Source organism: Lentzea sp. CA-135723, assembly GCF_050936595.1.
GTDB lineage: Bacteria > Actinomycetota > Actinomycetes > Mycobacteriales > Pseudonocardiaceae > Lentzea.
Window position 1 is genome coordinate 499,822 of the sequence record NZ_JBNJMK010000002.1, and the last position, 26,660, is coordinate 526,481.

Annotated in this window: 25 protein-coding genes and 1 pseudogene; 18 read left to right on the forward strand and 8 right to left on the reverse strand. The window is 70.7% G+C overall.

Going from position 1 to position 26,660, the window contains the following annotated elements; genetic code table 11:
* Positions 1-66: 66 nt before the first annotated feature.
* From ACQEU1_RS38380 to ACQEU1_RS38405, 6 genes are all read left to right on the forward strand, one after another.
* Positions 67-1,227, forward strand: a complete 1,161-nt coding sequence (locus ACQEU1_RS38380; RefSeq protein ID WP_433213407.1) for a S8 family peptidase — start codon at positions 67-69, stop codon at positions 1,225-1,227.
* 81 nt (positions 1,228-1,308) lie between these two features.
* The gene (locus ACQEU1_RS38385) at positions 1,309-2,382 is read left to right on the forward strand and encodes a S8 family peptidase (protein ID WP_433213410.1); all 1,074 of its coding nucleotides are present in this window, start codon (positions 1,309-1,311) and stop codon (positions 2,380-2,382) included.
* A 118-nt stretch (positions 2,383-2,500) separates the two neighbouring features.
* Complete coding sequence (locus ACQEU1_RS38390) at positions 2,501-3,670, forward strand: S8 family peptidase (RefSeq protein ID WP_433213413.1); 1,170 nt, start codon at positions 2,501-2,503, stop codon at positions 3,668-3,670.
* A 63-nt stretch (positions 3,671-3,733) separates the two neighbouring features.
* Positions 3,734-4,765, forward strand: coding sequence for a hypothetical protein (locus ACQEU1_RS38395; RefSeq protein WP_433213416.1), 1,032 nt, complete (start codon positions 3,734-3,736; stop codon positions 4,763-4,765).
* A complete protein-coding gene (locus tag ACQEU1_RS38400) occupies positions 4,762-5,112 on the forward strand; it encodes a hypothetical protein (RefSeq protein WP_433213419.1) in 351 nt (116 codons plus the stop codon). Before ACQEU1_RS38395 ends, ACQEU1_RS38400 begins: the two co-directional genes overlap by 4 nt.
* Positions 5,109-5,807 carry a hypothetical protein gene (locus ACQEU1_RS38405; RefSeq protein WP_433213422.1) on the forward strand — a complete coding sequence of 233 codons (699 nt, stop codon included), beginning with the start codon at positions 5,109-5,111 and terminating at the stop codon, positions 5,805-5,807. Before ACQEU1_RS38400 ends, ACQEU1_RS38405 begins: the two co-directional genes overlap by 4 nt.
* Here the strand turns inward: ACQEU1_RS38405 and ACQEU1_RS38410 are convergent.
* Complete coding sequence (locus ACQEU1_RS38410) at positions 5,778-6,065, reverse strand: hypothetical protein (RefSeq protein WP_433213425.1); 288 nt, start codon at positions 6,063-6,065, stop codon at positions 5,778-5,780. The two genes, ACQEU1_RS38405 and ACQEU1_RS38410, sit on opposite strands and share 30 nt — an antisense overlap.
* A gap of 121 nt (positions 6,066-6,186) precedes the next feature.
* On the opposite strand from ACQEU1_RS38410, the gene aspS reads away from it, so the two are divergent.
* From aspS to ACQEU1_RS38425, 3 genes are all read left to right on the forward strand, one after another.
* Positions 6,187-7,986, forward strand: a complete 1,800-nt coding sequence (gene aspS / locus ACQEU1_RS38415) for an aspartate--tRNA ligase (protein ID WP_433213428.1) — start codon at positions 6,187-6,189, stop codon at positions 7,984-7,986.
* A 465-nt stretch (positions 7,987-8,451) separates the two neighbouring features.
* Entirely contained in the window at positions 8,452-9,627 is a 1,176-nt protein-coding gene (locus ACQEU1_RS38420) for a hypothetical protein (protein WP_433213431.1), read from the forward strand.
* Between the two features lie 53 nt (positions 9,628-9,680).
* Positions 9,681-10,523 carry an SGNH/GDSL hydrolase family protein gene (locus tag ACQEU1_RS38425; protein WP_433213434.1) on the forward strand — a complete coding sequence of 281 codons (843 nt, stop codon included), beginning with the start codon at positions 9,681-9,683 and terminating at the stop codon, positions 10,521-10,523.
* A gap of 33 nt (positions 10,524-10,556) precedes the next feature.
* On the opposite strand, the gene ACQEU1_RS38430 is transcribed toward ACQEU1_RS38425, so the two are convergent.
* From ACQEU1_RS38430 to ACQEU1_RS38445, 4 genes and pseudogenes are all read right to left on the reverse strand, one after another.
* Positions 10,557-12,356 (reverse strand): ArnT family glycosyltransferase, encoded by a 1,800-nt coding sequence (locus ACQEU1_RS38430; protein WP_433213437.1) that lies wholly within the window; start codon positions 12,354-12,356, stop codon positions 10,557-10,559.
* Positions 12,353-14,072: pseudogene (locus ACQEU1_RS38435) on the reverse strand (ArnT family glycosyltransferase). The gene ACQEU1_RS38430 and the pseudogene ACQEU1_RS38435 overlap by 4 nt, the downstream one beginning before the upstream one ends.
* Before the next feature lie 18 nt (positions 14,073-14,090).
* Positions 14,091-15,485, reverse strand: a complete 1,395-nt coding sequence (locus ACQEU1_RS38440) for a sensor histidine kinase (RefSeq protein ID WP_433213440.1) — start codon at positions 15,483-15,485, stop codon at positions 14,091-14,093.
* Positions 15,463-16,188 carry a response regulator transcription factor gene (locus ACQEU1_RS38445; protein ID WP_433213443.1) on the reverse strand — a complete coding sequence of 242 codons (726 nt, stop codon included), beginning with the start codon at positions 16,186-16,188 and terminating at the stop codon, positions 15,463-15,465. The genes ACQEU1_RS38440 and ACQEU1_RS38445 overlap by 23 nt, the downstream gene beginning before the upstream one ends.
* 109 nt (positions 16,189-16,297) lie before the next feature.
* On the opposite strand from ACQEU1_RS38445, the gene ACQEU1_RS38450 reads away from it, so the two are divergent.
* From ACQEU1_RS38450 to ACQEU1_RS38465, 4 genes are all read left to right on the forward strand, one after another.
* Positions 16,298-16,801, forward strand: coding sequence for a hypothetical protein (locus ACQEU1_RS38450; RefSeq protein WP_433213446.1), 504 nt, complete (start codon positions 16,298-16,300; stop codon positions 16,799-16,801).
* Positions 16,802-16,887: 86 nt separating this feature from the next.
* A complete protein-coding gene (locus tag ACQEU1_RS38455; protein ID WP_433213448.1) occupies positions 16,888-18,540 on the forward strand; it encodes a bifunctional metallophosphatase/5'-nucleotidase in 1,653 nt (550 codons plus the stop codon).
* A 74-nt stretch (positions 18,541-18,614) separates the two neighbouring features.
* Positions 18,615-19,064: a hypothetical protein gene (locus ACQEU1_RS38460; protein WP_433213451.1), complete on the forward strand. Its 450-nt coding sequence runs from the start codon at positions 18,615-18,617 to the stop codon at positions 19,062-19,064.
* A 10-nt stretch (positions 19,065-19,074) separates the two neighbouring features.
* Positions 19,075-19,383, forward strand: a complete 309-nt coding sequence (locus ACQEU1_RS38465; protein WP_433213454.1) for a sunset domain-containing protein — start codon at positions 19,075-19,077, stop codon at positions 19,381-19,383.
* Positions 19,384-19,395: 12 nt separating this feature from the next.
* Here the strand turns inward: ACQEU1_RS38465 and ACQEU1_RS38470 are convergent, their stop codons facing one another.
* Both ACQEU1_RS38470 and ACQEU1_RS38475 read right to left on the reverse strand, forming a co-directional pair.
* On the reverse strand, positions 19,396-19,833 hold the full coding sequence (locus ACQEU1_RS38470) for an HAD domain-containing protein (RefSeq protein WP_433213457.1): 438 nt from the start codon (positions 19,831-19,833) through the stop codon (positions 19,396-19,398).
* Positions 19,830-20,273 carry a hypothetical protein gene (locus ACQEU1_RS38475; protein WP_433213460.1) on the reverse strand — a complete coding sequence of 148 codons (444 nt, stop codon included), beginning with the start codon at positions 20,271-20,273 and terminating at the stop codon, positions 19,830-19,832. The genes ACQEU1_RS38470 and ACQEU1_RS38475 overlap by 4 nt, the downstream gene beginning before the upstream one ends.
* A 38-nt stretch (positions 20,274-20,311) precedes the next feature.
* Between ACQEU1_RS38475 and mug the strand changes: the two genes are divergently transcribed.
* Positions 20,312-20,806, forward strand: a complete 495-nt coding sequence (gene mug, locus ACQEU1_RS38480) for a G/U mismatch-specific DNA glycosylase (protein ID WP_433213463.1) — start codon at positions 20,312-20,314, stop codon at positions 20,804-20,806.
* Between the two features lie 192 nt (positions 20,807-20,998).
* Positions 20,999-23,833 carry a BTAD domain-containing putative transcriptional regulator gene (locus ACQEU1_RS38485; RefSeq protein ID WP_433213466.1) on the forward strand — a complete coding sequence of 945 codons (2,835 nt, stop codon included), beginning with the start codon at positions 20,999-21,001 and terminating at the stop codon, positions 23,831-23,833.
* On the opposite strand, the gene ACQEU1_RS38490 is transcribed toward ACQEU1_RS38485, so the two are convergent.
* Positions 23,823-24,371: a hypothetical protein gene (locus ACQEU1_RS38490; protein ID WP_433213469.1), complete on the reverse strand. Its 549-nt coding sequence runs from the start codon at positions 24,369-24,371 to the stop codon at positions 23,823-23,825. The two genes, ACQEU1_RS38485 and ACQEU1_RS38490, sit on opposite strands and share 11 nt — an antisense overlap.
* 139 nt (positions 24,372-24,510) lie before the next feature.
* Here ACQEU1_RS38490 and ACQEU1_RS38495 point away from each other — a divergent pair, with 139 nt between their 5' ends.
* The 3 genes from ACQEU1_RS38495 to ACQEU1_RS38505 all read left to right on the forward strand — a co-directional run bounded on the left by ACQEU1_RS38495 (position 24,511) and on the right by ACQEU1_RS38505 (position 26,498).
* Positions 24,511-24,981: a hypothetical protein gene (locus ACQEU1_RS38495; RefSeq protein WP_433213472.1), complete on the forward strand. Its 471-nt coding sequence runs from the start codon at positions 24,511-24,513 to the stop codon at positions 24,979-24,981.
* Positions 24,982-25,034: 53 nt separating this feature from the next.
* Positions 25,035-25,793 carry an LLM class flavin-dependent oxidoreductase gene (locus tag ACQEU1_RS38500; RefSeq protein ID WP_433213475.1) on the forward strand — a complete coding sequence of 253 codons (759 nt, stop codon included), beginning with the start codon at positions 25,035-25,037 and terminating at the stop codon, positions 25,791-25,793.
* Between the two features lie 75 nt (positions 25,794-25,868).
* Complete coding sequence (locus tag ACQEU1_RS38505; protein WP_433213478.1) at positions 25,869-26,498, forward strand: DUF4041 domain-containing protein; 630 nt, start codon at positions 25,869-25,871, stop codon at positions 26,496-26,498.
* Positions 26,499-26,660: the final 162 nt, after the last annotated feature.

Below are 26,660 nucleotides of genomic sequence, written 5' to 3' on the forward strand. Positions count from 1 at the left end.
ACTATTACGCCGCCAATAGGCCCGATGGTTTCCACGCAGCATCCCTGCGACGAACAGGACTGCACAATGCGCAAGACTGCAACTCTGCTCGGTTCGGCGGTCATGATCGCGGCGTTCGCGGCACCGGCCACCGCCGCGGTGGGCGAGATCCGCGTCTCGCCCGGCCAGAACATCGACGGAAGTTTCATCGTCAAGCTCAAGGACGGCGGGGTCACCGCGAGCGCGCAGGCTCTCGGTTCCCGGTTCGGCGGCCAGGTCGGCTACGTCTACGACACCGTGTTCCAGGGCTTCTCGGTCAAGATGAGCGACGCCCAGGCGCGCAGACTGGCCGCTGACCCCTCGGTCGAGTACGTGGAACGCGACCAGGTGGTCAGCATCCAGGCGACCCAGGTCAACCCGCCGTCGTGGGGGCTCGACCGGATCGACCAGCGCAACCTGCCGCTCGACCAGCGCTACACCTACAACTCCACCGGTTCGGGCGTGAACGCCTACATCATCGACACCGGTGTCCGCATCACGCACCGCGACTTCGGCGGCCGGGCGCGCAACGGCTACGACTTCGTGGACAACGACGCCGTCGCGCAGGACGGCAACGGCCACGGCACGCACGTCGCCGGCACCGTCGCGGGCACCTCGTACGGCGTCGCGAAGCAGGCGAACATCGTCGCGGTCCGCGTGCTGAACAACGCCGGTTCGGGCACCATCGCCGGGGTCGTCGCCGGCGTGAACTGGGTGGCGTCGAACCACGTCAAGCCCGCTGTCGCCAACATGTCGCTGGGCGGCGGCGCGAACACCTCGCTCGACAACGCCGTCTCGGGGGCGATCACGCGCGGCGTGACGTTCGCCGTCGCGGCGGGCAACTCCAACACGAACGCGGCGAACACCTCGCCCGCGCGCGTGGCGGCGGCGCTGACCGTGGGCTCCACCGAGCGCACCGACGCCCGTTCCTCGTTCTCCAACTACGGCCCCGTGGTGGACGTCTTCGCGCCCGGTGGTGGCATCACGTCCGCGTGGAACACCAGTGACACGGCCTCGAACACGATCTCCGGCACCTCGATGGCGTCGCCGCACGTCGCCGGCGTGGTGGCCCGCTACCTGCAGGGCAACCGGAACGTGACGCCCGCCCAGGTGGCGACCGCGATCACGAGCAACGCCACCAACGGCAAGGTGACCAACCCCGGCGCCGGCACGACGACCAGGCTCCTGTACTGGCCGCCGACCAGCTGAACGCGGTCCCTGTGATGTGCGGCCCCGGCTCCTCTCGCGAGCCGGGGCCGTTTTCCCCTGCAACCGAAAGGAATCCTGCCCGTGAGAGCCCTGCTGGCAGTCGCCGCGCTCGCGGCAGCGGTCGTCGTCGCCCCGGCGTCCGCGGCCACTTCGTCGTACATCGTGGTGCTCAAGGACGGCGCCGTCTCGTCGTTCAGCGGTGCCGTCGAACACCGCTATTCGAGTGTCTTCAACGGTTTCAGCGCCCGGCTGACCTCGGCGCAGCTGCGGTCGCTGAAGGCGGACCCGAACGTGTCCTCTGTGGAGCGTGACGGGATCGTGCACGCTCTGGGCGTCCAGCTCGACCCGCCGTGGGGGCTCGACCGGATCGACCAGCGCGCGTTGCCGCTGAACCAGCGCTACGAGTACACGACCACCGGGCGTGGCGTGAACATCTACGTGATCGACACCGGGTTGCGCGTGACGCACGCGGACTTCGGCGGCCGGGCGCGCGACGGCTGGGACACCGTCGACAACGACGCGGTCGCGCAGGACGACAACGGCCACGGCACCCACGTCGCGGGCATCGCCGCCGGTGCGAAGTACGGCGTCGCCAAGCAGGCCACCGTGTGGGGCGTGCGCGTGCTGAACGGCTCGGGGTCCGGCACGATCGCCGGTGTCATCGCCGGCGTGGACTGGGTGACGCGCAACGCCGTCAAACCCGCGGTCGCCAACATGTCGTTGGGCGGCAGCGCATCCGCGGCGCTCGACACCGCGGTGAAGAAGTCGATCGACTCGGGTGTCTCGTACACGCTCGCGGCCGGCGGCAGCAACACCGACCCCGTGAACTCGTCGCCGCAACGGGTTTCGGCCGCGATCTGCGTGGGAGCGTTGACGCAGAACGACACCAAGGCACCTTCGTCCAACTACGGACCGCTGGTGGACCTCTACGCGCCGGGCGTCAACATTCCCTCCGCCTGGAACACCTCCGACACGGCGACCGCGACGCTGAGCGGAACCTCAATGGCCGCACCACATGCGGCCGGTGTCGCGGCTCGGTACCTGGAGAGGAACCGCGCGGCCACGCCCGCGCAGGTGGAACGCGCGCTGGTTACCACGGCCACCCCGGGCACGCCACCCGTCAACCGTATCCTCTACTGGCCGCCATCCCTGTGAAAGGTGAATTGTCCGGCAATGCAAGCCCGTCTTAAACACTAAGACACCCTTGGCAGGAACCGGATCTCTCCATAACGTCGAAAGCGCTTCGTTCCCCTGCAAAGAACGGATTGCAATCATGACGCGAAAGATCCGGTTCCTGGCCGGTGCCGGCGCGGCGACTCTCGCCCTGTCGGTTCTGATGGTTCCCAGCGCCTCCGCCGCCGAGGGCGAGGTGCTGTCGCTCGACCACCCCGAGAAGATCGCCGGCTCCTTCATCGTGAAGCTGAAGGAGGGCAAGACGAACGGGCACGCCCTCGCTTCCCGTTTCGGCGGCTCGGTCGAGCGCGAGTACAAGACCTTCGGCGGCCTCAACGTGAAGCTGTCCGAGAAGCAGGCCAAGAGGCTCGCCGCCGACCCGTCGGTGGACTTCGTCGAGGCCGACCAGGTCGTGCACACGCAGGCCACGCAGACGAACCCGCCGTCGTGGGGTCTCGACCGCATCGACCAGCGCAACCTGCCGCTCGACGCCAAGTACAGCTACACCTCGACGGGCGCGGGCGTGACCGCGTACGTCATCGACACCGGTGTCCGCATCAGCCACTCGACGTTCGGGGGCCGCGCCTCGAACGGCCGTGACTTCGTGGACAACGACAACGTCGCGCAGGACGGCAACGGCCACGGCACGCACGTCGCCGGCACCATCGCCGGTTCGCAGTACGGCGTCGCGAAGTCCGCGAAGATCGTCGCCGTGCGCGTGCTCGACAACAACGGCTCCGGCACCCTCGCGGGCGTCGCGGCCGGCATCGACTGGGTGGGTGCCAACGCGGTCAAGCCGGCCGTCGCGAACCTGTCCCTCGGCGGCGGCGCCAACGCCACCCTCGACACGGCCGTGCGCAACGCCATCGCCAAGGGCGTCACGTTCGCCGTGGCGGCGGGCAACAGCAACGCCAACGCGTCCGGCTTCTCGCCGGCCCGCGTGACCGAGGCGATCACGGTCGGCTCCACCGACCGCAACGACGCCCGCTCGTCGTTCTCGAACTACGGCGCGGTGCTCGACATCTTCGCCCCGGGCCGCGACATCACGTCGTCCTGGAACACCTCCGACACCGCCACGAGCACCATCTCGGGCACGTCGATGGCCACCCCGCACGTCGCGGGTGCCGCCGCGCGCTACCTCTCGACGAACGCCTCGGCCACCCCGGCCCAGGTCGCCTCGTACCTGGTCGCGCAGTCGACGCCGTCGAAGGTGACGAACCCGGGTTCGGGCTCGCCGAACCGCCTGCTGTACCTCGCGCCGACCGCGTGAACTAGCACTCTCTAGAGAAGGCCGCGACCGTCAGGGTCGCGGCCTTTTCCTATTCTGGGGTCCATGGTGGACGGCCTGAAGAAGATCGACTGGTACCGGTTGCGCAGTCATGACGGGTACGCCGACGAGCTTCCCAGGCTGCTGAGGCAGGCGCGGACCTCCGTCGAGCCGCACGAGGAGCTGGTGCGGCACCTGACCGGTGACCCGTCGGAGGTCAGCGAGGCGACCGCGGCGGCGTGGCCGTTCCTGCTGGACCTGGTCGCGCACGACAACACGCCCAGCAGGGAGTGGCTGCTGGAGAACCTGTGCGGCGCGATCGCGGTCGCCGGGGGTTCTGGCGGCGCGGGCGTGCACCCGAGTTGGCCGCCCGCCTGGGAGGCGTCGAAACCGGCGTTGCTCGCGCTGCTCGGCCACAGCTCGGCGGCGGTGCGCCGGGGCACGTTGTTCGTGCTGGGCAAGGGGCTCGGCGACAGCGCGCCCGTGCTGCCCGCGTTGTCGGCGCGGTGGGACGAGGAGTTCGACCCGGCCACCCGGCTGTGCGTCGTGATCGTGGCCACGGAGTTCGCCGGCCGCGGCGACGAGGCGGCGGTGACGTGGCTGCGGGACCTGCCGGTGACCGACGCCGAACCGCTGGTGCGGATGCTCGTGTCGGCGGCGACCCGGCCCGACGCCGACGTGATCCTGCGGGCGCTGACCGGCGACCTGGAGCTGTTCCTCGCCACCGGGTCGTTCGAGATGGGCTACGACGAGGTACTGGAGCACGTCCTCTGGCTGGTGGGCCCCAAGGACTTCGACGGCATCGACCTGGTCCTGTCGCTGGTGGACGTGCTGCCGTGGCGCACCGAGGCGCTCGACTACCTGCGCCGCCTCTTCGAACGCGACACCACCGACGTGGGCCTGGTCGTGCCGTACGTGCCGGTGTGGATCGCCGACCCGGACGTCCGGCTGCGCGCGTTCGCGGTGTGGCTGGTCGGCGTGGCGATGGCCCGCGAGCACCGCGACCTGGTCGCCGAGCGGGTGCACGACCACGGCGTGACGTCGCTGGGGCAGAAGGTCTCGGCGCTCGCCACCTCGGTGCTGCTGGAGCTGGGATGAACCTGGACGACGTGCCGTGGCACGCGATCGACCACGCCTACGGGCCCGCGCTGGACACGCCGGGGCACGTCCGGGCGCTGCGGTCGGACGATCCCGAGGTGGTGGCGCGGGCGATCACCGACCTGGACCGGACCATCCACGAGGAGGGCGGGTTCGTGTGCGGTGCCGCCACGGCCGTGCTGCCGTTCCTGGTGGAGGTGCTGCCGTCGCTGGCGCTGGAACCTCGGACGCGGCTGCTGGACCTGCTGGACAGGATCGCCGCGTGGGGCGACGCCGAGCAGGTCGACGCCGGGTGGGCCGCGGCGTGGGCGAAGGCGCAGCCGGCGCTGGATCGGCTGCGGCCGTGATCGGGGGACTGGCCGCGCTGGTGCGGGCGGCACGCACGTCGAAGAAGGCGCAGGGCGAGCTGCTGGCGCTGCTGCGCACCAACGAGTTCGAGGTGGGCGAGGCCGCGGGAGTGGCGTTGCCGCTCGTGCTGGAGCTCGTCGCCTCGCGGGACACGCCGCGGCGGGAGCACCCGCTGGACGAGATCTACGCCAACACGGCCGAGGTCGGCTCGCGCGGTGCGGAGCCGTGGGTGCACCGGAACTGGCGGCCTGCCTGGGAAGCGGCGAAACCCGCGATGGTGGCGCTGCTGGACGACGACTCCGCGGGTGTGCGGCAGTCGGTGCTGTTCGTGCTGGGGCAGGGACGCGGGGACAGCGCGCTGGTGCTGCCCGCGCTGACGCGCCTGTGGCACGCCGAGACCGATCCGGCGACCAGGCTGTGCGTGGTGGACACCGCCGTCGAGCTCGCGATGACGGGTGATCGCGCCGCGGTCGAGTGGTTGCGGGCGCTGGAGGTCGGGGACGACGAGCCGGAGGCCCGGATGCTGGTCTCCGCCGCGGTCCGCCCGGACCCCGGGGTGATCGAGCGAGGGCTGGCCGGACGGGCGGAGCTGTTCCGGGAGGCGCGGTCGTTCGAGATGAGCCCCGACCAGGTGCGCGCCCACGTGCGGTGGGTCGAGGAGCGGCTAGAGGACGTTCGCCGCGATCTGGAGTGACACCAGGTAGAGCACGATGATCAGGGCCGCGCCCAGCCACGGCACGGCGGCGCGGGGTTCGCGGACCGCGCGGAACCAGGTCGCGAACGTCGCGGACAGGCCGACCACCACCGTGCCGGCCAGGGTGATCATCAGCGGTGCCTGGCAGGCGCCCGAGCACGTGGTGACCGGGGTGAAGCCGAGGACGCCGACGAACAGCACGCCCACGGCGACCACGGTCATCACCAGCATGCCCACCAGGGCGAACGCGATCCGCATGCTGCGCGACGGTAGCCAACGGAGATCATCCGCGCAGCGAGAAAGCCCTGCTTGAAATTCTGTCGGTGGGTCCGGCTAGCCTTGACGACAAGGTTTACTTCGTCTACAAGGAGCCACCACCGTGTTGCGCACGCACGAGGCCGGGTCACTCCGGGCCGAGCACGCCGGGCAGTCCGTCACCCTCACCGGGTGGGTCGCCCGCCGGCGGGATCACGGCGGTGTCATCTTCATCGACCTGAGGGACGCGAGCGGTGTCGCGCAGGTCGTCTTCCGCGAGGGCGAGATGGCGGAGCGCGCGCACCGGCTGCGCAGCGAGTACGTCGTCAAGGTCACCGGCGAGGTGAGCAAGCGTCCAGAGGGCAGCGAGAACCCCGAGCTGCCGACCGGCGCCATCGAGGTCTACGTGAGCGACCTCGAGGTCCTCAACGAGGCCGCGCCGCTGCCGTTCCAGGTCGAGAGCGAGGTCGAGCCGGGCGAGGAGGCGCGCCTCAAGCACCGCTACCTCGACCTGCGCCGCGCCGCGCCCGCCAAGGCCATCCGGCTGCGCAGCGAGGTCAGCCGCATCGCCCGCGAGGTGCTGCACGGCGAGAAGTTCGTCGAGATCGAGACGCCGACCCTGACCCGGTCGACGCCGGAGGGCGCGCGCGACTTCCTGGTGCCCGCCCGGCTGCGTCCCGGTTCCTGGTACGCGCTGCCGCAGTCGCCGCAGCTGTTCAAGCAGCTGCTCATGGTCGGTGGCCTGGAGCGCTACTACCAGATCGCGCGCTGCTACCGCGACGAGGACTTCCGCGCCGACCGCCAGCCGGAGTTCACCCAGCTCGACGTCGAGATGAGCTTCGTCGAGCAGGACGACGTGATCGCCCTGACCGAGAAGCTGCTCGCCGCGATCTGGAAGGAGACCAAGGGCGTCGACCTCCAGCTGCCGTTCCGCCGGATCTCCTACGCCGACGCGATGGCCAAGTACGGCTCGGACAAGCCGGACCTGCGCTTCGAGCTCGAGCTGACCGAGCTCACCGAGTACTTCAAGGACACGACGTTCCGCGTGTTCCAGGCGCCGTACGTCGGTGCCGTCGTCATGCCCGGCGGTGCCTCGCAGCCGCGCCGCACGCTCGACGCGTGGCAGGAGTTCGCGAAGCAGCGCGGCCACAAGGGCCTCGCGTACGTGCTCGTCGGTGAGGACGGCACGCTCGGCGGCCCGGTCGCGAAGAACCTGACCGACACCGAGCGCGACGGCCTCGCGAAGGCCACCGGCGCCAACCCCGGCGACTGCATCTTCTTCGGCGCGGGCGACCCGAGGGACGCGCGCGCCCTGCTCGGCGCCGCGCGCGTCGAGATCGCGCACCGCGTCGGCCTGATCGACGAGAACGCCTGGGCGTTCGGCTGGGTCGTCGACTTCCCGATGTTCGAGGCGGTCGACAAGCTCGAGGCCGGTGACGTCGCGGTCGGCGGCGGCAACTGGACGGCGCTGCACCACGCGTTCACCTCGCCGACCCCGGAGTGGGTCGACAACTTCGAGTCCGACCCTGGCAACGCGCTGGCCTACGCCTACGACGTGATCCTCAACGGCAACGAGCTCGGCGGTGGCTCGATTCGTATCCACCGCGCGGACGTGCAGCAGCGCGCGTTCAACGTCATGGGCATCGGTGCCGAGGAGGCGCAGGAGAAGTTCGGCTTCCTGCTCGACGCCTTCAAGTACGGCGCCCCGCCCCACGGCGGCATCGCGCTCGGCTGGGACCGCCTCTGCATGCTGCTCGCGGGCGCTGACTCGATCCGCGAGGTCATCGCGTTCCCGAAGTCGGGCGGCGGCTACGACCCGCTGACGGCCGCTCCGGCGCCCATCACGGCGCTGCAGCGCAAGGAGGCCGGTGTGGACGCGAAGCCGCAGGACAAGGGCGAGCCGAAGGCCGCCGAGAAGGCCTGACGACGTTGAGGTGGGTGGCCCGGTCGCCGGGCCACCCACACCTGGGTGCGGTGGGGGCGCGGTTCCGCCCGACCCCACCGTGGCGGGCCCGGCAGCACCCGGAGCGTGCGCCGGCGGGCCGCACACCTGGCGCCCGAAGCCCGGAAAACGGGCGCGGATCGGGCCGCCGGGAAGGCTTGACGATCTTTTCCACGCGGTGAGGCAACCTCCGAGGTGTCTCCCCGCGTCCCAGAACATGAGACCGGTTCGCCCGATCGAGCAGCTACTTGATCGGTATTGACGTGTGCGCCCCGATCGTTCGGCTTGATCGGCGCGTAGTGGGCAACGGAAGGTGTTTCCACACGTCCACACGTCGGAGGGGGATCCGGGAACAGCGCGAGCCGTTATCAACGAGTGGTGGTAGTCGCAGCCTGGCCGGATTAGCGTCGGTCCGGCTCACGGACTTGGGGAGTAGGGTCGGAGGGGATGAGCGTGGAGATCACCGCGGGCCCTCCCGACACGACTTCACCAGAGATCACGGACGCTGTCGGGGCGGCTGAGCGGGTACTGACCAGGCGACTGGGCGCACAGGTGCGCCTCGCGGACCCCGAGGCTCTCGGGGGTACCGGTCGTTCCGTCGTGATCCGCGTGAGAGTGGCCTCGTCGCCGTTCTCCATGCCGCGCACGCTCGTCGTGAAGCGGTATCCGGAGGCGAGCGGCGACCGCGACCCGTGGGCGCACGAGGCCGTCAGCCACCAGCTGCTGACAGCGCTGCCCGCGGAGGAACGCGCCACCCCCGAACTCTTCGCCCACGACGCGGGTTCACGCCTGGTCGTGCTGGAGGACCTGGGCCGGGCACCACGGCTGTCCGAGAAGCTGCACGCCAAGGACGCGCGGGCCGCCGAACGCGGGCTGCTGTCCTGGGCACACGCGATGGGCAGGCTGCACGCCACGACGGCGGGCAGGGACGCGGACTTCGACGCGTTGATGCGGCGGGCCGGCGCGCAGTGCTGCCAGGACCCGATCGCGGTCGACGTGCACGCGGCCATCGCCGGGTTACCGGGGCTGCTGGAGGAAACGCTCGGGGTCGCCACGTCCACGCAGGCCGTCGAGTTCGCCGCCGGTGCGGCGCGGGCGTTCAGCACGTCGCGGCGGCGCGCGTTCAGCCCGTCGACCTCGTGCCCGGACAACCACCTGGTCACCTCGCGCGGGGTGCGGTTCGTCGACTTCGAGGGCGGCTGCGTCCGCGACATCGTGTTCGACGCCGCCGCGCTGCGGGTGCCGTTCCCGTCCTGCTGGTGCGGGTGGGGGCTGCCGCCCGGCATGTCGGAGGCCATGGTCGCCGCCTGGCGGGCCGAGGTCGGGTCGGTGTGGCCCGAGATGGACGACGACGCGGTGCTCTTACCGCGGCTGCTGGAGGCCCAGCTGCTGTGGGTGTGGCTCGCGACGTGGCGGGCGCTGTCCAAGCCGATGCCCGTTCCCGACGCCGGCGCGCCGCCGCGCAGCGTCGTGCTCACCGGCCGCTGGATGAGGTTGCGGTCGGACGCGTTGATCCTCGGCGAGAAGACGGTCGCGTCGCACGCCGACGCGGTGATCGGCGCACTGGCCGACCGCTACGGCCCTGAGGTGCTCGAACTCCCGCTTTACCCAGCATTTCGCTGAACCGTTCCCGCACGGTCATTCCGAGATCACCGGGCCAGCTGATGCTGTTTCGCGTGCTGGTGTTACTCGGTGACTCGACAGCGGTCGGGATCGGCGACCTCGTGCCCGGCGGCTGGCGCGGTTTCGGCCCGATCCTCTCGTCCGCGTACTCGGACAACGGCTATCGCAACTACGCGGCCTCCGGCGCCCGGCTGGCGGACGTCAGACGCACCCAGCTGCCACAGGCGTTGCGGGACAGGCCAACCGCCGCCGTCGTGATCGCCGGCGTCAACGACACGCTCCGGTCCGACTTCTCCGTGCGGCAGATGCACGAGGACCTCGACCACGTGTGCCGCGAGCTGACCGCCGCCGGGGTCTCGGTGGTCACCGTGCGGTTCCACGACCAGGGCCGCGTGTTCAAGCTGCCCGGCCGGTTGCGGCGGGTGCTGAAGGACCGGATCGACGAGTACAACCGCGTGGTCGACGTCGTCGTGGCACGGCACGGGGTTCGCTGCGTCGACCTGCACACCATGCCCGGCGCGTACGAGCTGGACACGTGGGCGGTCGACCGGCTGCACCCGTCCGAGCGCGGGCACCGGATGCTGGCGCGGGCGTTCGCGGCGGAGCTGCGGGCGGTCGGGCACCAGTTCGGCGAGGTCAGCCTGGAGTGCTCGGGCGGGCGGGAACTGACGGTGTGGCACCACATGGCGTGGCTGGTGCTCAAGGGCGTGCCGTGGTTGTTCAAGCGCGGTGCCGACCTGATGCCGTTGCTGTGGGCTGATCAGGAACCGGCCGAGGTCTTCCCGGCGGGCACGGTGTTCCCCGCCGGCACGGTGTTTCCGGCGGGCACGGTGTTCCAGGCAGGCGCGGGGCCGGTGCCGGGGGAGGTTCTCCCCGCCGACACCGGCCGTCTCTGACGGTAGGCCTTGCAGGTCAACGACTGCCTGAGCTCAGCCTCGCAGGTCGTAGAGCGTCTGGCCGCCGACCGTGGTGGCGGTGAAGTTCGCCGCCACCCACTCGCCGATCTCGTTGCCGCCACCGGGACCGCCGCCCCGGCCGCCCTCGACGTAGTAGCGCACCTTCCCGTCGGTGACGAGCTGCTTGAACTCGTCGAGCGTCGGCGCGGGGTCGCTGCCGTTCCAGCCGCCGATCGCGATCACCGGACGGCCCGACGCCAGCTGGAGTCCCGCCGCGCTCTGGGCTCCGGTCGTGGCCGCCGCCCACTCGGTGTCCGTGGACTTGAGCAGCTGCACCACCTCCGTGGACGACGTGCCCTCCCGCATACCGCCGCCCTGCTGGGAACGCGGGCCGGACAACGGGATCGAGCCGCTGTGCGTCGTCGCGGCCGTGGCGAACGCGTACCCGGACGTGCCGAGCAACGCGGCCACGACCAGCACCGCGGCCAGCCGGCGGCGGTCGAGGCCGAACACCAGTGCCAGCACGGCGATCGCGGTCACGGCCAGCAGGAGCCAGCGCAGCCACGGCGCCCAGTCCGGGGTGCGGTCCAGCAGGATGTAGCCCCACACGCCGGTCGCCGCGACCATCGCCGTCAACGCCATCCGCACCGGGAAGTGCGCCCTGCCGCGCCACAGCTCGCGGCCGGTGATCCCGACGACGGCGGCGATCGCGGGAGCCAGCGCCACCGTGTAGTAGGGGTGGGTGATGCCGCTCATGAAGCTGAACACCGCGCCGCTCACGAGCAGCCATCCACCCCACAGCACCAGCGCCGCACGCGTGCGGTCGGTGCGCGGGGCCCTGCGCAGGAACCACAGCCCTGCGGCCAGGCCGATCAGCGCGGCGGGCAGCAGCCAGGAGATCTCCGGGCCCATGCTGGCGCCGAACAACCGGCCGATGCCCGTCGAACCGCCGAAGCCGATGTTGCCGTTGCCGCCCATACCGCCGCCACCGGGACCGGACTCGCCGAAGATGCGGCCGAGGCCGTTGTAGCCGATCGCCAGCTCCCACAACGAGTTGTTGGTCGAGCCGCCGATGTACGGCCGGCTGTCCGCGGGCCAGAGGTCGACCAGCGCGATGAACCAGCCTGCCGAGACGACCACCGCGACACCGGCGCCGAGCAGGTGCAGCAGGCGTTTCCAGACCGACGCCGGTGCGGCGATCAGGTAGGCCAGCGCGAGGGCGGGCAGCACCAGGAACGCCTGCAACATCTTGGTGAGGAACGCGAACCCGATCGCCGAGCCGGCCAGCGCCAGCCACAGCGGGCTCGCCTTGTCGAACGCGCGGACCGTGCAGTAGGCGGCAGCGACCATCAGCAGCACCAGCAGGGCGTCCGGCAGGTTGAACCGGAACATCAGCGCCGCCACCGGGGTGAGCGCGAAGGCGGCTCCCGCGAACAGGGCCGCCCACGGGCCTGAGGTGCGTTTCACCGTCGCGTAGAGGAGTCCGACGGCCGCGATGCCCTCGAACGCCTGCGGGGCCAGCACGGTCCAGCTGGAGAAGCCGAACGCCTTCGCGAACACCCCGCTCACCCACAGGAACGCGGGCGGCTTGTCGACGGTGATCGTGTTGCCCGGGTCGAGCGAGCCGAACAGCAGCGCCTTCCAGCTCTGCGACGCCGCCTGCGTGGCGGCCGCGTAGAACTCGTTGCCGTAGCCGGACGCGGTGAGGTTCCACAGGTACAGCACGGCCGTGCCGGCGAGCAGCGCCAGGAAGGCCAGGCGGTGCAACGGTTTCGGGTCACGCTTCGGAGTGGGCGGTGCCGCGGCGGGCGCGGGGGCGAGGGTGGCGGTCATGACGCGTCCAGGTCGTAGAGGGTGGCACCGGCGACGGTGGTCGCGGTGTGGTTCTGGGCGACCCACTCGGCGATGCGGTGGGCGTCGTCGCTGCCGGTCTCGCCCTGCATCATCCGGCCGGCGGCGACGTAGTAGTGGATCTGTCCACTTCGGACCATCTCCTGGAACTCGGCGAGGGTGGGCGCGGGATCGGTGCCGTTGAAGCCGCCGAGCGCCATGACCGGTTGCCCGCTGGCGAGCTGGAGGCCCGCCGCGTTGTTGGAGCCGATGGTGGCGGCGACCCACTTGTAGCTACTTGCGTTGTCCTGCAAGAGGGCGGTGACCTCGGCGTCGGGGGTGGTGGTCGAGGAGCCCGCCGCCCGTGCCGCCCATCCGGCCGTTCGACGGGCCCGCGACCGGCAACGCGCCGGTGTGCGGGGTGGTGACGGTGGCGAAGGAGTAGGTGGTGGGGCCGAGCAACGCGGCGATGAGCGCGACCGGGATGGCCCAGCGCAACGACAGCACCAGGCCGACGGCGGCGATCAGGCCGGTCATGAGCACGAGCAGCGCGACCGGTGTGGAGAAGCCGTTGATCAGGACGTAGCACTGGAGCGCGGACAGGGCGACCGAGCCGGAGAGCACCGCCGCGGCGACGGGTTCGTGGCGGCGGTCCCAGAGCTCGGCGGCGCCGATGCCGATGATCGCGGCGATCGCCGGGGCGAGCGCGACGGTGTAGTAGGAGTGGATGATGCCGTTCATGTAGCTGAAGACCCCGGCGGTGACGACGAGCCAGCCGCCCCACAGCGCGAGTGCGGTGCGGGCCCGGCCCCGGGACAGCCACAGCCCGGCGACCAGCAGCACCACGGCGGCGGGCAGCAGCCACGCGATCTGACTGCCCATCTCCGCGTTCAGCAGGCGGCTCCAGCCGGCGGAGCCCCAGCCGCGACCGCCGCCGACGCTGCCGACCTCGTCCCCGGTGAGGCGGCCAAAACCGTTGTAGCCCAACGTCAGTTCGAGCACGCTGTTCGTCTGCGAGCCACCGATGTACGGGCGATCGGGCGTGAGCTCCACGGCGACGATCCACCAGCCGCCCGCGACGATCATGGCGCCGAACGCTCCGGTGAGGTGCAGGACCTTCTTGCCGGTGGTCGTCGGTGCGGCGATCAGGTACGCCAACGCGAACGCGGGCAGCACCAGAAAGGCCTGCAGCATCTTGGTGAGGAAGCCGAACCCGACCGCGACCCCGGCGAGAGCGAGCCACAGCGGACTGGCCTTCTCGGCCGCGCGGGTCACGCAGTGGGCGCCCGCGATCATCAGCAGGACCAGCAGCGCGTCGGGGTTGTTGAAGCGGAACATCAGCACGGCGACCGGTGTCAGCGCGAGCACGGCGCCGGAGATCAGCGCGGCGGCGGGGGAGAACCAGCGGCGCACCGTCGCGTACAACAGCCACACGCTGCCGACGCCCATCAACGCCTGCGGCACCAGGATGCTCCACGCGTTGACGCCGAACAGCCGCGCGGACAGGCCCATCACCCACAGCGAGGCGGGCGTCTTGTCGACGGTGATCGCGTTCGAGGCGTCGGAGGAACCGAAGAACCACGCCTTCCAGCTCGTCGCACCGGCCTGCGCGGCGGCCGAGTAGTAGGCGTTGGCCCAGCCCGAGTCCCCCAGCCGCCACAGGTACAGCGCGCCGGTCGCGATCAGCAGGACCGCCAGCGCCAGGCGTTCTCGTCTCATGGCGACGAGCGTCGCGGCCTACGCTGGGTCGGTCGTGTGCTCCCGCTGTGAACGAGCTGTGTGCAGCGAGACCGTGAACGTGGTCGCTCCCGGACGGCTCGCCACGGACACCTCGCCGTCGTGCGCGCCGACGACGGCGGCCACGATCGACAGCCCCAGCCCGGTGCTGCCCGCCGCCCGCGACCGCGAGGAGTCGCCGCGCGCGAACCGTTCGAAGACCTCCAGGCCCGCCGGGATGCCGGGGCCGTCGTCGGTCACGCTCAGGTCGACGCGTCCGTTGTGGACGGACAGGCCGGTGGTCACGGTCGTGCCCGGTGGGGTGTGCGCGCGGGCGTTGGACAGCAGGTTGCCGATGACCTGGTGCAGTCGTTGCACGTCACCGGGAACCGTCACGGGCTCGTCCGGCAGCGCGAGCTTCCAGCTGTGGTCCGGGCCCGCGATGCGCGCGTCGCCCACGACGTCCAGCACCAGCCGGGACAGGTCGACGTCCTTGCTCTCCAACGGCCTGCCGGCGTCGAGGCGGGCGAGCAGCAGCAGGTCCTCGACCAGCGACGTCATCCGCACGGCCTCGGACTCCACCCGGCCCATCGCGTGCGTGACCTCGGGAGGCAGGTCCTCGCCGGTGCGGCGGGTCAGCTCGGCGTACCCGCGGATGGCCGCGAGGGGTGTGCGCAGCTCGTGCGAGGCGTCCGCGACGAACTGCCGGACCCGCGTCTCGCTGTCGTGCCGGGCTTTCAGGGCCTCGTCGACGTGGCCGAGCATCTTGTTCAGCGCCAGGCCGACCTTGCCGACCTCGGTGGCCGGGTCGGTGTCCTCCTCGGGCACGCGTTCGGCGAGCGCGACCTCGCCCTCGTGCAGCGGCAGTTCGGAGACGCGCGTGGCGGTCTCGGCGACCCGGTCCAACGGCACCAGCGCGCGCCGCACGATCACCCGGCCCGCCAACGCCACCACCGCCGCACCCGCGGCTATCAGCGCGGCGAGGATCCAGACCATTTGCCAGACGATGTCGTTGACGGGCTGCATCGACAGGCCCTTGATCTCGCGCTGCGTGGTGACGACGCGGAACTCGCCCGCCTCGCCCAGGTCGACCGTGTGCGGGGTCGACGGCGCGGCCGCGAGGATCTTGATCTCGTCGACGGTGAGCGACCGCGGCGCCCCCGAGCCCGGCGTCTCGATGAAGCCGCGGATGCTGCCGTCGGAGAGGATCCGCGCGTTGATGCCGGGCGGCCCGTAGAGCTGGCCGGGCGGCGGCGGGCGGAACGTCGTGACCTCGTGGTCGAGGTTGTCGATCAGGAACGCGTGCAGCGCGAGCACCGCGACTCCACCGATCACCAGGCTCAGCGCGGTGAGCAGGACGATCTGACCGGAGACGAGCTGGGCCCGCAGGGTTCTAGGTCGCAGGCTTGAGGACATAACCGGCGCCTCGCATCGTGTGGATCATCGGGGTGCGCCCGGCGTCGATCTTCTTGCGCAGGTACGAGATGTAGAGCTCGACGATGTTCGCCTGGCCGCCGAAGTCGTAGCTCCACACTCGGTCGAGGATCTGCGCCTTGCTCAGCACGCGCTTCGGGTTGCGCATGAGGTAGCGCAGCAGCTCGAACTCCGTCGCGGTCAGGTCGATCGACGCGCCCGCGCGTTCGACCTCGCGGGTCTCCTCGTTCAGGGACAGGTCGCCGACGATCAGCCGGGTGCCCGCGTCCGCGTCGGTCACGCCGGTGCGCCGCAGCAGTGCGCGCAACCGCAGCACGACCTCTTCGAGGGAGAACGGCTTGGTGACGTAGTCGTCGCCACCCGCGGTGAGACCGGCGATGCGGTCCTCCACGGCGTCCTTCGCGGTCAGGAACAGCACCGGCAGGATCGGGGCCTCCGCGCGCATCTTGCGCAGCACCTCGAAGCCGTCGAAGTCGGGCAGCATCACGTCGAGCACCACCACGTCCGGGCGGAACTCCCGTGCGGTCTTCACGGCCGTGGTGCCGTCGAGTGCCGTGCGCACGTCCCACTTCTCCATGCGCAGCGCCATCGACATCAACTCGGCCAGGGTGGACTCGTCGTCGACGACGAGCACCCGGACCGGCGTTCCGTCCGGCCTGCGGAGTTCGGTCTTCATCGCGCGCATGGCTCCTATCGTGAACGCGGATCCTGTGTACCAGCTGTGAGCGATCCCCACAGCTCAGGCCTACGGCGCACACAGGTCCGGCACAGGCGCGGCCGCCACGGTTGCCGTCATGACCGAACAACAGCCCCCGGAGTGGGGCGCACCTCAGCCCGTCGAGCAGGCTCGCCCCGCGTGGACCGCGAAGAAGACGGTGGCCGCCGTGGCCATCGCCGTCGCGATCGCCGGTGCCGGAGGCGTCGCGATCTACGCCGCGAGCGGCACGAACCAGCAGAACGACTCGATGGGCTTCGGCGGGCCGGGAGGCATGGGCGGCACCCCGCCGGACGGCGCGGGCGGAGGCATGCGCGGTGGCCCCGGCTTCGGCACCGCCATCCACGGCGAGTTCCAGACCGGTGAGGTGACCGCGATCAGCGACACCTCGGTCGAGGTGAAGTCGACCGATGGCTACACCAAGTCGTACGTGATCGACGCCGACACTGTGGCCGAAGGTGTCGAGAAGGGGGACACCGTGACGGTGATCGCCACCACAGAGGACGGCAAGTCCGTGGCCACCAGCGTCGTCGAACCTGGTCAGCGCGGGCAGCGGAACGGGCAGGCCCCTCCCACGAGGTGATTTGGGGTCAAGTGTGAGCGGTTATGGTCGGGTGATCAGCCCGACCACGACCGGAGGTGAGCGTGCGGACGTTCACGCTGACGGTGATGGGTTCGACAGACCTGCACGGCAACCTGTTCAACTGGGACTACTACCTCAACCGGGAGTTCGACGATTACGCGCACAACGACGTCGGGCTCGCCAAGATCTCGACGTTGGTGAACGACGTGCGTGCGTCCGTGGGGCGCCATCGGACGTTGCTGCTCGACGCCGGTGACACCATCCAGGGCACACCGCTCGCCTACTACTACGCGAAGGTCGAACCGATCACGCGTGGTGTGCACGTGCACCCGATGGCGGCGGCGATGAACGCCATGGGCTACAACGCCGCCGCCCTCGGAAACCACGAGTTCAACTACGGGCTGAAGGTGCTGCGGACGTTCGAGCGGCAGCTGGAGTTCCCGTTGCTGGCGGCGAACGCGGTGGACGTCGCGACCGGCCTGCCCGCGTTCCCGCCGTACGTGGTGAAGACGGTGTGGCGCACCGGCGGGGCGCCGTTGAAGGTCGGGATCCTGGGGCTGACGAACCCCGGGATCGCCGTGTGGGACCGCGCTCACGTCGACGGCGTGCTGACGTTCCCCGGGCTCGTGGAGCAGGCGCTGCACTGGGTTCCGGAGATCCGCCGCAAGTCCGACCTGGTGATCGTGGTGGCGCACTCCGGAGCCGACCTGTCGTCGTCGCTCGGCGACCAGGTGCCGTTCCCGGAGAACTGCGCCGAGCTCGTCGCGGAGACCGTGCCGGGGATCGACGCGATCCTGGTCGGGCACGCGCACGTGGAGATCCCGTCGCGGACCGTGGTGAACAAGGTGACCGGACGGCCCGTGCTGCTGACCGAGCCGTTGTTCTGGGGCAAGCGGTTGTCGGTGATGGAGTTCGACCTGCGGCACGACGGGCGCTGGGAGCTCGCCGAGTCGCGGTCGTCGGTGCTGTCGTCGTCTTCGGTGGATGAGGACCCTCGGATCGTGCGGCTGCTACGGCGTGACCACGAGAAGGTCGTGTCGTACGTCAACGCGCGCGTAGGCACGTGCACGGCCGCGATGTCGGCGGCGCGGTCGCGGTTCGAGGACACGCCCGCGTTGCGGTTCATCAACCACGTGCAGGCGCTGGAGCTCGCGAAGTCCACGTCGTTGCCGGTGCTGTCGTTGTGCGCGCCCTTCAACCGGGCCGCGGCGATCCCGGCGGGGGACGTGTCGATCCGGGACGTGGCCGGGCTCTACATCTTCGACAACACGCTGGTGGGCGTGCGGATGACGGGCGGGCAGCTGCGCGACTTCCTGGAGGAGTCGGCGCGCTACTTCGCGCAGGTCTCGGGGCCGGGCCCGTTCACCGCCGCCGAGGTGTCCGCCGACGTGCCGGACTACAACTTCGACATCGCGTACGGGCTCTCGGCGCCGCTGACCTACGACATCGACATCTCCGCTCCGGCCGGCTCGCGGATCGTGGGGCTCGCGTACGACGGGCGGCCGGTGTCCGAGTCGTGCGAGTTCGCGGTGGCCGTGAACAACTACCGGCAGGCGGGCGGCGGCGACTTCCCACACGTGGCGGCGGCGCCCGTGCTGCACAACCGGCAGCAGGAGATCCGGCAGCTGCTGATCGACTGGGTCAAGGCCGCGGGCTCGCTCGACCCCGCCGAGTTCGCGGGATCGGACTGGCGGCTGGTGGCCGGCGGCGAACCCGTGGTGGTTTCCACCAAAGAGTGAATTCCGGCGGGGTGTCCTGCTGGTTCCCGCTCGGGCGGTGGAAGTCGATCAGCCGGATGAGATAGTCCAAGCGCGTGCAGTTGCCGCAACGCGTTGCCGTCGGCGCATTCGTCGTGCCCGCCCTGCTCGCGTCGGTGGGTCTCGCCGCACACCCCGCTCCGGTCGTGCCGGCCGGACAGCTGGTGATCGCGGTGCGGCCGGCCGAGGTCGTGCTGGCGGGCACCGCCGCGTCCGCAGAGGAACGCCAGCAGGTCGTGGACGCCGTGCGCGCCCTGACGGACCACCGCGTCACCGACGTGATGACGCTCGGGGACCGCCTGCCCGTCCCTCCCGGGGTGGTCACCGCGCTGCTGCGGGCCGTGCTCGACGGCGACGTCACCGAGTTCACCGGCGTCGTCCGCGAAGGACACCTGACCGCGACGGCGCGCGTCGAGGACCAGGAGCGCGCGGGCTCGCTCAGCGACGCGCTGCGCACGGCCGCCCCCGGCCTGCGCGTCGACGAGGACTTCACGACTACGGGCTAGGGAGCTGTCGGTGTTCGGGTTCTTCTTCCAGATGTTCCTGCTGTGCGCGGGCGCGTTCCTCGCCGGCGTCCTGCTGACCTGGCTGACGATGCGCACGCGCGACACGGCGGTCGAGGCAGGGCCGCTGTCGATCATGGAGGAGCCCACGGCCCCGGTGCCCGCGATCAAGGCGAACTCGCGCACGATGATGTTCCACACGCCCGACTCGCCGTACTACAAGCGGATGAAGGGCGACGCGTTCTTCCACTCGCCGGAGGACGCCCGCCGCGCGGGCTACACGATGTGGACGCCGCGCCCACGCGTGCCGGCCGACGCCTAGTGCCGCGCGGCGCTAGCGGGTGCGCAGCCAGGCATCCAGGGTGAGGTAGTCGGCGTCGGTCAGGCCGTGCCGCGGGTTCACCCGGTGCAGCAACGCGTTGCCGTGGTTCGCGGCGACCCAGGCCCGGTCCTCATCGCGGATCTCGTCGTCCACCCAGGCGAACGGCCTCGCGCGCGCGAGCGCGACCAGGCCGCGGGTCTTCCAGTGCAGACCCTCCGCGGGTTCGTCGTCCGGCCAGTTCGCGACCTGGAGCGGCGGCAGACCCAGCAGGGGCGCGATGTGGGTGTTGGCGTCGTCCATCCAGGTCGTGGCCCAGATCAGCTCGCACGGCAGGGCGGCGAGCCACGGGCCGTGCGCGGGGTCGAGGCGCGGGAGGCCGGGCTCGCCGGGGACGCCGTCGCCGAACGGCAGCAGCGGGCCGTCGACGTCGAGGAAGAGGATCGGCGTCACGGCGCGGCCGCCTGGTGCTCGCGCCACGCCGTGCGCAGGCCCGCGAGTTCGTGGTGGGGGAACGGGCGCCGCCACTCGCGTTCGTACTCCGCCGGTGCCAGTGCGTCGAAGCAGCGCACCAGCGTGCGGGCGAGCACGTCGAGTGGCTGCCTGGTCGACCAGACCTCGGTGCCGGGGCGCCGGTGGCCGGGGTGCTCGGTGATCCTCAGGTAGGCCACGCCGCCGTCGCGGCGGAGGTGCCAGCGGTAGACAGTCGGCTCGGCCTCGAACTCGGCGCCGGCCTCGGCGTCGCCGCGCAGCAGCCGGGTCACGGCCCCGAGGAGGTGCTCGGGTGCGGCGGTGACGTACGAGGCGCTGATCGTCACCTCCGCCGCGTGGTCGGCCAGCCGCACGTCCGCCCAGCCCGCGTGCACGGACCAGGTCATCGTCAGGTCGGCCATGGCGGGCAGGTTATGTCGTGCCTCGTAGGCTTGGCGACGTGATTGCCGACGTGATCAAGCCCGGGCTCGACGTGTTGTTCTGCGGGATCAACCCGGGACTCGTGTCGGAGGCGACCGGGCACCACTTCGCCCGGCCCGGAAACCGGTTCTGGCCCGCGCTGCATTTGTCCGGGTTCACGCCGCGCCAGTTCGCGCCCGCCGAGCAGGAGAAGCTGCTCGAACTCGGGCTCGGCATCACGAACGTCGTTGCGCGCGCAAGCGCCCAGGCCGCCGAATTAACAATTGACGAAATGCGGCAAGGCGCGATCGAGCTGACCGAAAAGGTCGAGCGGTATTCACCGAAGGTTCTCGCGGTACTCGGCGTGACGGTGTACCGGGCGGCGTTCGGCCGGAAGAAGGCGCAGGTCGGGGCCCAGCAGGACACCGTGGGCGGGGTGCGGGTGTGGATCCTGCCGAATCCGAGCGGGCTGAACGCTCACTGGCAGTTGCCGGCGCTCGCGGAGGAGTTCGGGCGTCTCAGAACAAGCCTCTAGAAACGGCACAAAAGTTCACATTCATGCCCACTGAAAGTGGGCTGGACGGAGTGGGGCCTGGTCTGGTTGCATCCAGATCTGCGTCCGTTCGAGTGCATTCACCTGGAAGTGGAACCCCGGAATGCCGGGCTGCGTCAGAATTTGGCAATGCCGTGCAGAACTTGGTGAATGTTCAACACTGGTGGGGGCGCAGTGGAGATCAGGATTCTCGGGCCGGTGGAACCGACGGTGCCGCCGAAGCCCGCGCAGATCTTAGCCGTCCTGGCGGTCGAGTGCGGGAAGATCGTGCCCGTCGACCGCCTCATCGACCTCATCTGGGGCGAGGAACCGCCGCCGCAGGCGCGCAAGTCGCTGCAGGTGCACATCTCCAGCCTGCGCCGCACCGGGTTGCCGGTCGAGCACCGGGCGGCGGGCTACGTGCTGAACGCCGACCCCGGGTCCGTCGACCTGCACGCGTTCCGGCGGCTCGTCGTCAGGGCGGGCGAGGAGGCCGAGCTGAAGGTCAAGGCCGAGTGCCTCGACCAGGCGTTGCAGCTGTGGCGCGGCACGCCGGTGGCGTTCGCGCAGACCCTCGACGTGCAACGGCTCGCGGCCGCCGAGGCGTGGGTCGACGCCGAGCTGGCGCTGGGGCGGCACGCCGAGCTGGTCGACCGGCTCGGGGCGTTCGTCGCCGAGTACCCGCTGGCCGAACGGCTGCGCGGCCAGCTCATGACGGCACTCGCGCGGGCGGGCAGGCGGGCCGACGCCATGCGGGTGTTCCGCGAGACGCGCAAGGTCCTCGTGGACGAGCTGGGCGTCGAGCCCGGCGAACAGTTGCAGCAGCTCTACCGGGACGTGCTGGAGGGTTCGCGGGACAGCCGCCGCAACTACCTGCCGCGCGACGCGGGCGACTTCACCGGGCGCGACCGCGAGCTGTCCCGGCTGCTCGACAGCGACGGCGGCGTGTGGTGGATCGAAGGGCCTGCGGGCGTCGGCAAGTCCGCGTTGGCCGTGCACGCGGCGCATCGGCTCGCGGACCGGTACCCCGACGGGCAGCTGTTCGTGGACCTGCACTCGCCGTCCGGGGCGCTGGACGCGTTGCTGCGCGCGATGGACGTGCCGAGCGAACGGATTCCGGAGTCCGCCGAGGAACGCGCGGCGCTGTGGCGGGCCACGGTGAGCGGGCGGCGGGTCGTGATCGTGCTGGACGGCGTCACGAGCGTCTCGCAGGTCAGGCCGCTGCTGCCGGGCAGTCCCGGGTGCCTGACGCTGATCACCAGTCGCAGCAGGCTGTGCGGGCTCGAAGGCGTGCGCCGGGTGCCCCTGGACGTGCTGAGCAGTGACGAGGCGGTGACGTTGCTGCGGCGCATCCTCGGCGACGACCGGGTCGCCGCGGAGCCGGACCAGGCCGACGAGGTCGCGCGGCTGTGCGGGTACCTGCCGCTCGCGGTGCGGATCACCGGCGCCCGGCTCGCCGGACGCGCGCACTGGCCGGTGTCGAAGCTGGTCAGGCGGCTGTCGGACGAACGGTCGCGGCTCGACGAGCTGGTCGCGGACGACCTCGCGGTCAGGGCCGGCCTGGAGCTCACGTACCGGGCGCTGGACGCGAACGCCCGCCGCGCGTACCGGATCTTCGGCTTCCTCGGGCTGCCGGAGGTGCCGAGCTTCCTGTGGGTGCACCTGCTGGACGAGGACGTGCTCGACCAGCTCGTCGACGCGCGGCTGCTCGACGTCATCGGCAGCGCTAGGTACCGGATGCACGAGCTGGTGCGGCTGCACGCCCGCGAGCTCGCCGAGGCCGAGGACGCCAAGAACGACCGGGAGGACGTGGTCCGGCGCGCGGTCGTCGCGGCGTTGTCCACTGTGGACGGCCTGACCGAGCAGCTGTTCCTCGCCGTGCCGCGGATGCAGGACTCGCTGGGCGTGCTGGCCCCGGTCGCGCGGCCCGCGGACAAGGACGCGTGGTTCGCGCGCGAGGAACCGCTGCTGGTGCGTCTCGTGGAACGGGCGGCGGAGCTCGGCCTGGTGGAGATCGCCTCCCAGCTCGCCGAGGTGCTGGTGTTCGCCTGGTTCGGGCTCAGGAACCGTTACGAGGCATGGGAAACGACGCACACGGCCGCGCTGGAGGCGGCGTGGCGGTCCGGTGACCTGCGGCTGGAGGCGGTGCTGCGGTGCAGCCTCGGGCAGATGCACTACAAGCGGGACAACCTGGTCGAGGCGCGGTCGTGGTTCGACACCGCGCAGACGTTGTTCGTGAACCTCGGCGACCAGCGCGGAGAGGCCGTCGCGATGAACGGCATCGGCATGGTGTGCCGGGATCTGGGCCAGTACCCGTGCGCGCTGGAGGCGTTGGACCGGGCCCGCGAGCTGCTGGCGTCCCACGATCTGGAGGGCGAAGCGCACGCGCTGTACGGAATCGGCTCCATCAAACGGGAACTGGCCGACGACGCGGGGGCGTTCGAGACGCTCGAGCAGGCCGCCGCGGTCTACCGGCAGGCGCGCAGCCGCCGGGGCGAGGCGCTGGCGGCGCGCGGCATCGGGCTCGTGCACCGGGCGCGCGGCGAGCTGGACCTCGCGGAGGAGCACATCCGGCGCGCGCACGAGATGGTCGCGGGCACCGGCGACGAGCTGCTCGGCTGCTACACCGCGCAGGCGTTGGCGAAGGTGTTGCTGCGCAAGGGTTTCCTCGATCCGGCCGAGGAGCTGATCGGGCAGGCGCTGGACGGGTGCCGCGACGTCGGGGACCGGTTCGGCGAGGCACTGGTCCGCCGCACGCTGGGGGAGTGGCGGCTCGCGGCGGGGGACCACGAGGGCGCGCGGGTCGTGCTGACGGATCTGCTGCCGGTGTGGAACGACCTGAGCCTGCCGTTGTGGCGTGCGCGCACGTTGCGCGACCTCGGAGCGGTCCACGCCCGTCTGGGGGACGTCGAAGGCGCGGACCGCTCCTGGGACGAGGCCGCCGGCCTGTTCACGCGGCTGGGCACCAGGGAGAAGGGAGAGGTGCACCAGTGGCCGGCTCGGTGGGGCCTCGCGTCTGTCAGCCCGTGATCTTCTTGTACTTCCACGGTGCGTAGCCGCCGCTCTTCAGCGACGAGATCGTCACGGTCTCGTGGTCCATGTCCGTGGCGGTGCTGCCCTCCTCGTAGATCCACGCGGAGGTCTTGGCCGAGTTGGCCCACTTCTCGAACAGCTTCACGTGGCCGTTGCGCAGGATCATGTCGCCCGGCTTGAGGTTCGCCCACGAGATCTTGGTGGCGACGCTGTCCAAAGTGGACGTGTTGAGGCTCGACGTGAGCTTCCACGTCATGGATACGAAGCCCGAGCAGTCGGTGCGGTACTTCTTGCCCTTGTTGACGTCCCAGGCGTAGGCCGTCTGGCTGTACGGGACCTTGCGGTCCCACCAGTCCTTGGCGCGCTTGATGACCTCGGTGCGGCTGATCGAGCCGCCGTACCCGGCCGCGGCCTCCACCTGCGAGGCCCTCGCCTGCTCCGAGGGACCCTCCGGCGCGGCCTGGGCGATGCCGCTCATGCCGCCCAGCAGCCCCAGCGAGATGGCGGTCGCCGCTACGGCGTGGCGAATGCGCATGGTGTTGCTCCGATCGTTGGTGACGACCGGAACTGTCCACGGAGGCGCCAAAGATCGGCCAAAGACCGATTTAGGCCTTCCTTTACCGCTCCTTCCTAGGTTTCGCGGCACCTTGCTTTGGGCTTGAAGGAGAGAGCACATGTTCGTTCGCACGATCGCAGCCGTGATCGCGACTTTCGCCGCTCTGATCATGGGCGCGTCCGTCGCGTCGGCGGCCCCTGCCAAGTACACCCACTCCCAGGCGACCGCGCAGCTCAGCGCGGCCGGCATCGGCTGGACGTCGAGCGGTGGGTGCAGTGACCGCAACCGTCCCAACTGCACGTCGTTCGAGCAGATCAACCAGACGACGATCGCGGGCGCGAAGACGTTCAAGAGCGCGTCGGGCTGCGCGCTGACCATCACCGGCGGGACGGAGACCGGCCACGCGTCGGGCACCTACTCGCACTGGAACGGCTACAAGGTCGACTACCGGCTGAGCACCTGCGTCACGAACTACATCAAGGGCAGCTTCACCTCCATCGGTGGCAACAAGTGGCGTTCCAACGCCGGCAACGTCTACTACCTGGAGTCGAACCACTGGGACGTCACGTACCACAACTGCGGGTGCTGACGGCGTCGTTCTGACGGCGTGGTTCTGTCGGGGGCCGGTAGTAGGTTGGCCGGGTGACCTCACTCGGCGTTGTCTACCGGCCCCAGCTCCCACCCGAGAACCTGCGTTCCGTCGTCCTCGCCGCGGAGGAGTCCGGAGTGGACTCCCTGTGGCTGTGGGAGGACTGCTTCCTGGAGAGCGGCATCGCCTGCGCCTCCGCCGCGCTGGCCTGGACCTCGCGGTTGCACGTCGGCGTCGGGCTGCTGCCGGTGCCGTTGCGCAACGTGGCCCTTACCGCGATGGAGACCGCGACCCTGGAGCGGCTGTTCCCCGGCCGCGTGACCCTCGCCGTCGGCCACGGCGTGCAGGACTGGATGGGCCAGGTGGGAGCGCGGGTGGCGTCCCCGCTGACGTTGCTGCGCGAGTACACCCTCGCTCTGAAGGCCCTGCTGGCGGGCGAGCGCGTCACCGTCTCCGGCCGGTACGTGAACCTGACCGGCGTGGCCCTGGACTGGCCGCCCGCCGCGCCGATGCCGATCTACGTGGGCGGACTCGGCCAGAAGACCCTCGACCTCGCCGGCGAGGTGGGCGACGGCACGGTCCTCGACGCCTCGGCCGACCTGGCCCGCGTCCGTGCGATCAGCTCGACCCGCACGCACCCCGTCGTCGTCTACGTGGAGACGGACTCGCGCGACCGTGCGTTCGTCACGGACCTGGTTTTGCAGGTGGCCGACGCGGGCGCGACCAGCGTGATCTTGCAGCAGTCCGCCACGAGTGAGGACCCGGAAGGGTTCGTTCGTTTCGTGGGATCACTCGATGGTGTGAGTGCGTAGCGCGAGAGATAACGGCGGATTCCCCCTTGCGATGGAACGGTCATGGGCCTTTCGTCGCTGATCGGGGAGGTAAGCATGCTCGGGCGCAAAGACCGCCGGATCGCTGAGCTGGAGCGGGCCGTGGAGGGCCTGCAAGAGCTCCTCTCCAGGATCGGCGAAGCCCGGACGGCGCAGACCAGCGCGTTGGAAGAGGTGGACAGAGCCGGTGCCGAACTAGTAGCGCTGCGGCACCGGATCACCAACGCGAAAGCCGAACTCCAGCCGCTGAAGGACGAACTCACCCTCCAGCGAGCCGGCGTGTTCCGCACCGACGCCGCGGCGGACCACCAGGCACAGCTGGACCTGGTCCACGACGAGATGAAGACCCTGATCAAGACCGGCACGGCGATCGAAGGTGGCGGGCAGGTCACCTACAACGGATCGGACGCGACCGGCCGCAGGCTCGTCGAGGACTGGTCGGCGCTGATGCTCCGCTCGTACAACTGCGAGGCGGAGAACTGCCTGCGCATGCTGCGCGCGGGCGGCCTGGACGCGGCGAGAAGGCGCCTGGATCGCGCGGCGTCGGCGATCGAACGCCTGAGCGGAACCTTCGGCCTCCGCATCTCGCCGCGCTACCAGGCCCTGCGGGCCTACGAACTGGAACTCACCGCCGACCACCTGCAGCGCAGGCTGGAGTCGAGGCGCACGCGCCGCATCGCCTCCTGAGGGGAGGCAGGGGGCGCGGGATGTGGTGGGGCCGGGCCGCGTTGGGCAGGCGCACCGGGGGTGGGCGGCGTCGGGCGAGCCGGGTCTCAGGCGAGCCGGGTTGAGGCAAGACGGGTCAAGGATGGCTTTGGGGCCTGGCGATGCCGAAGGCGAGCCCGTATG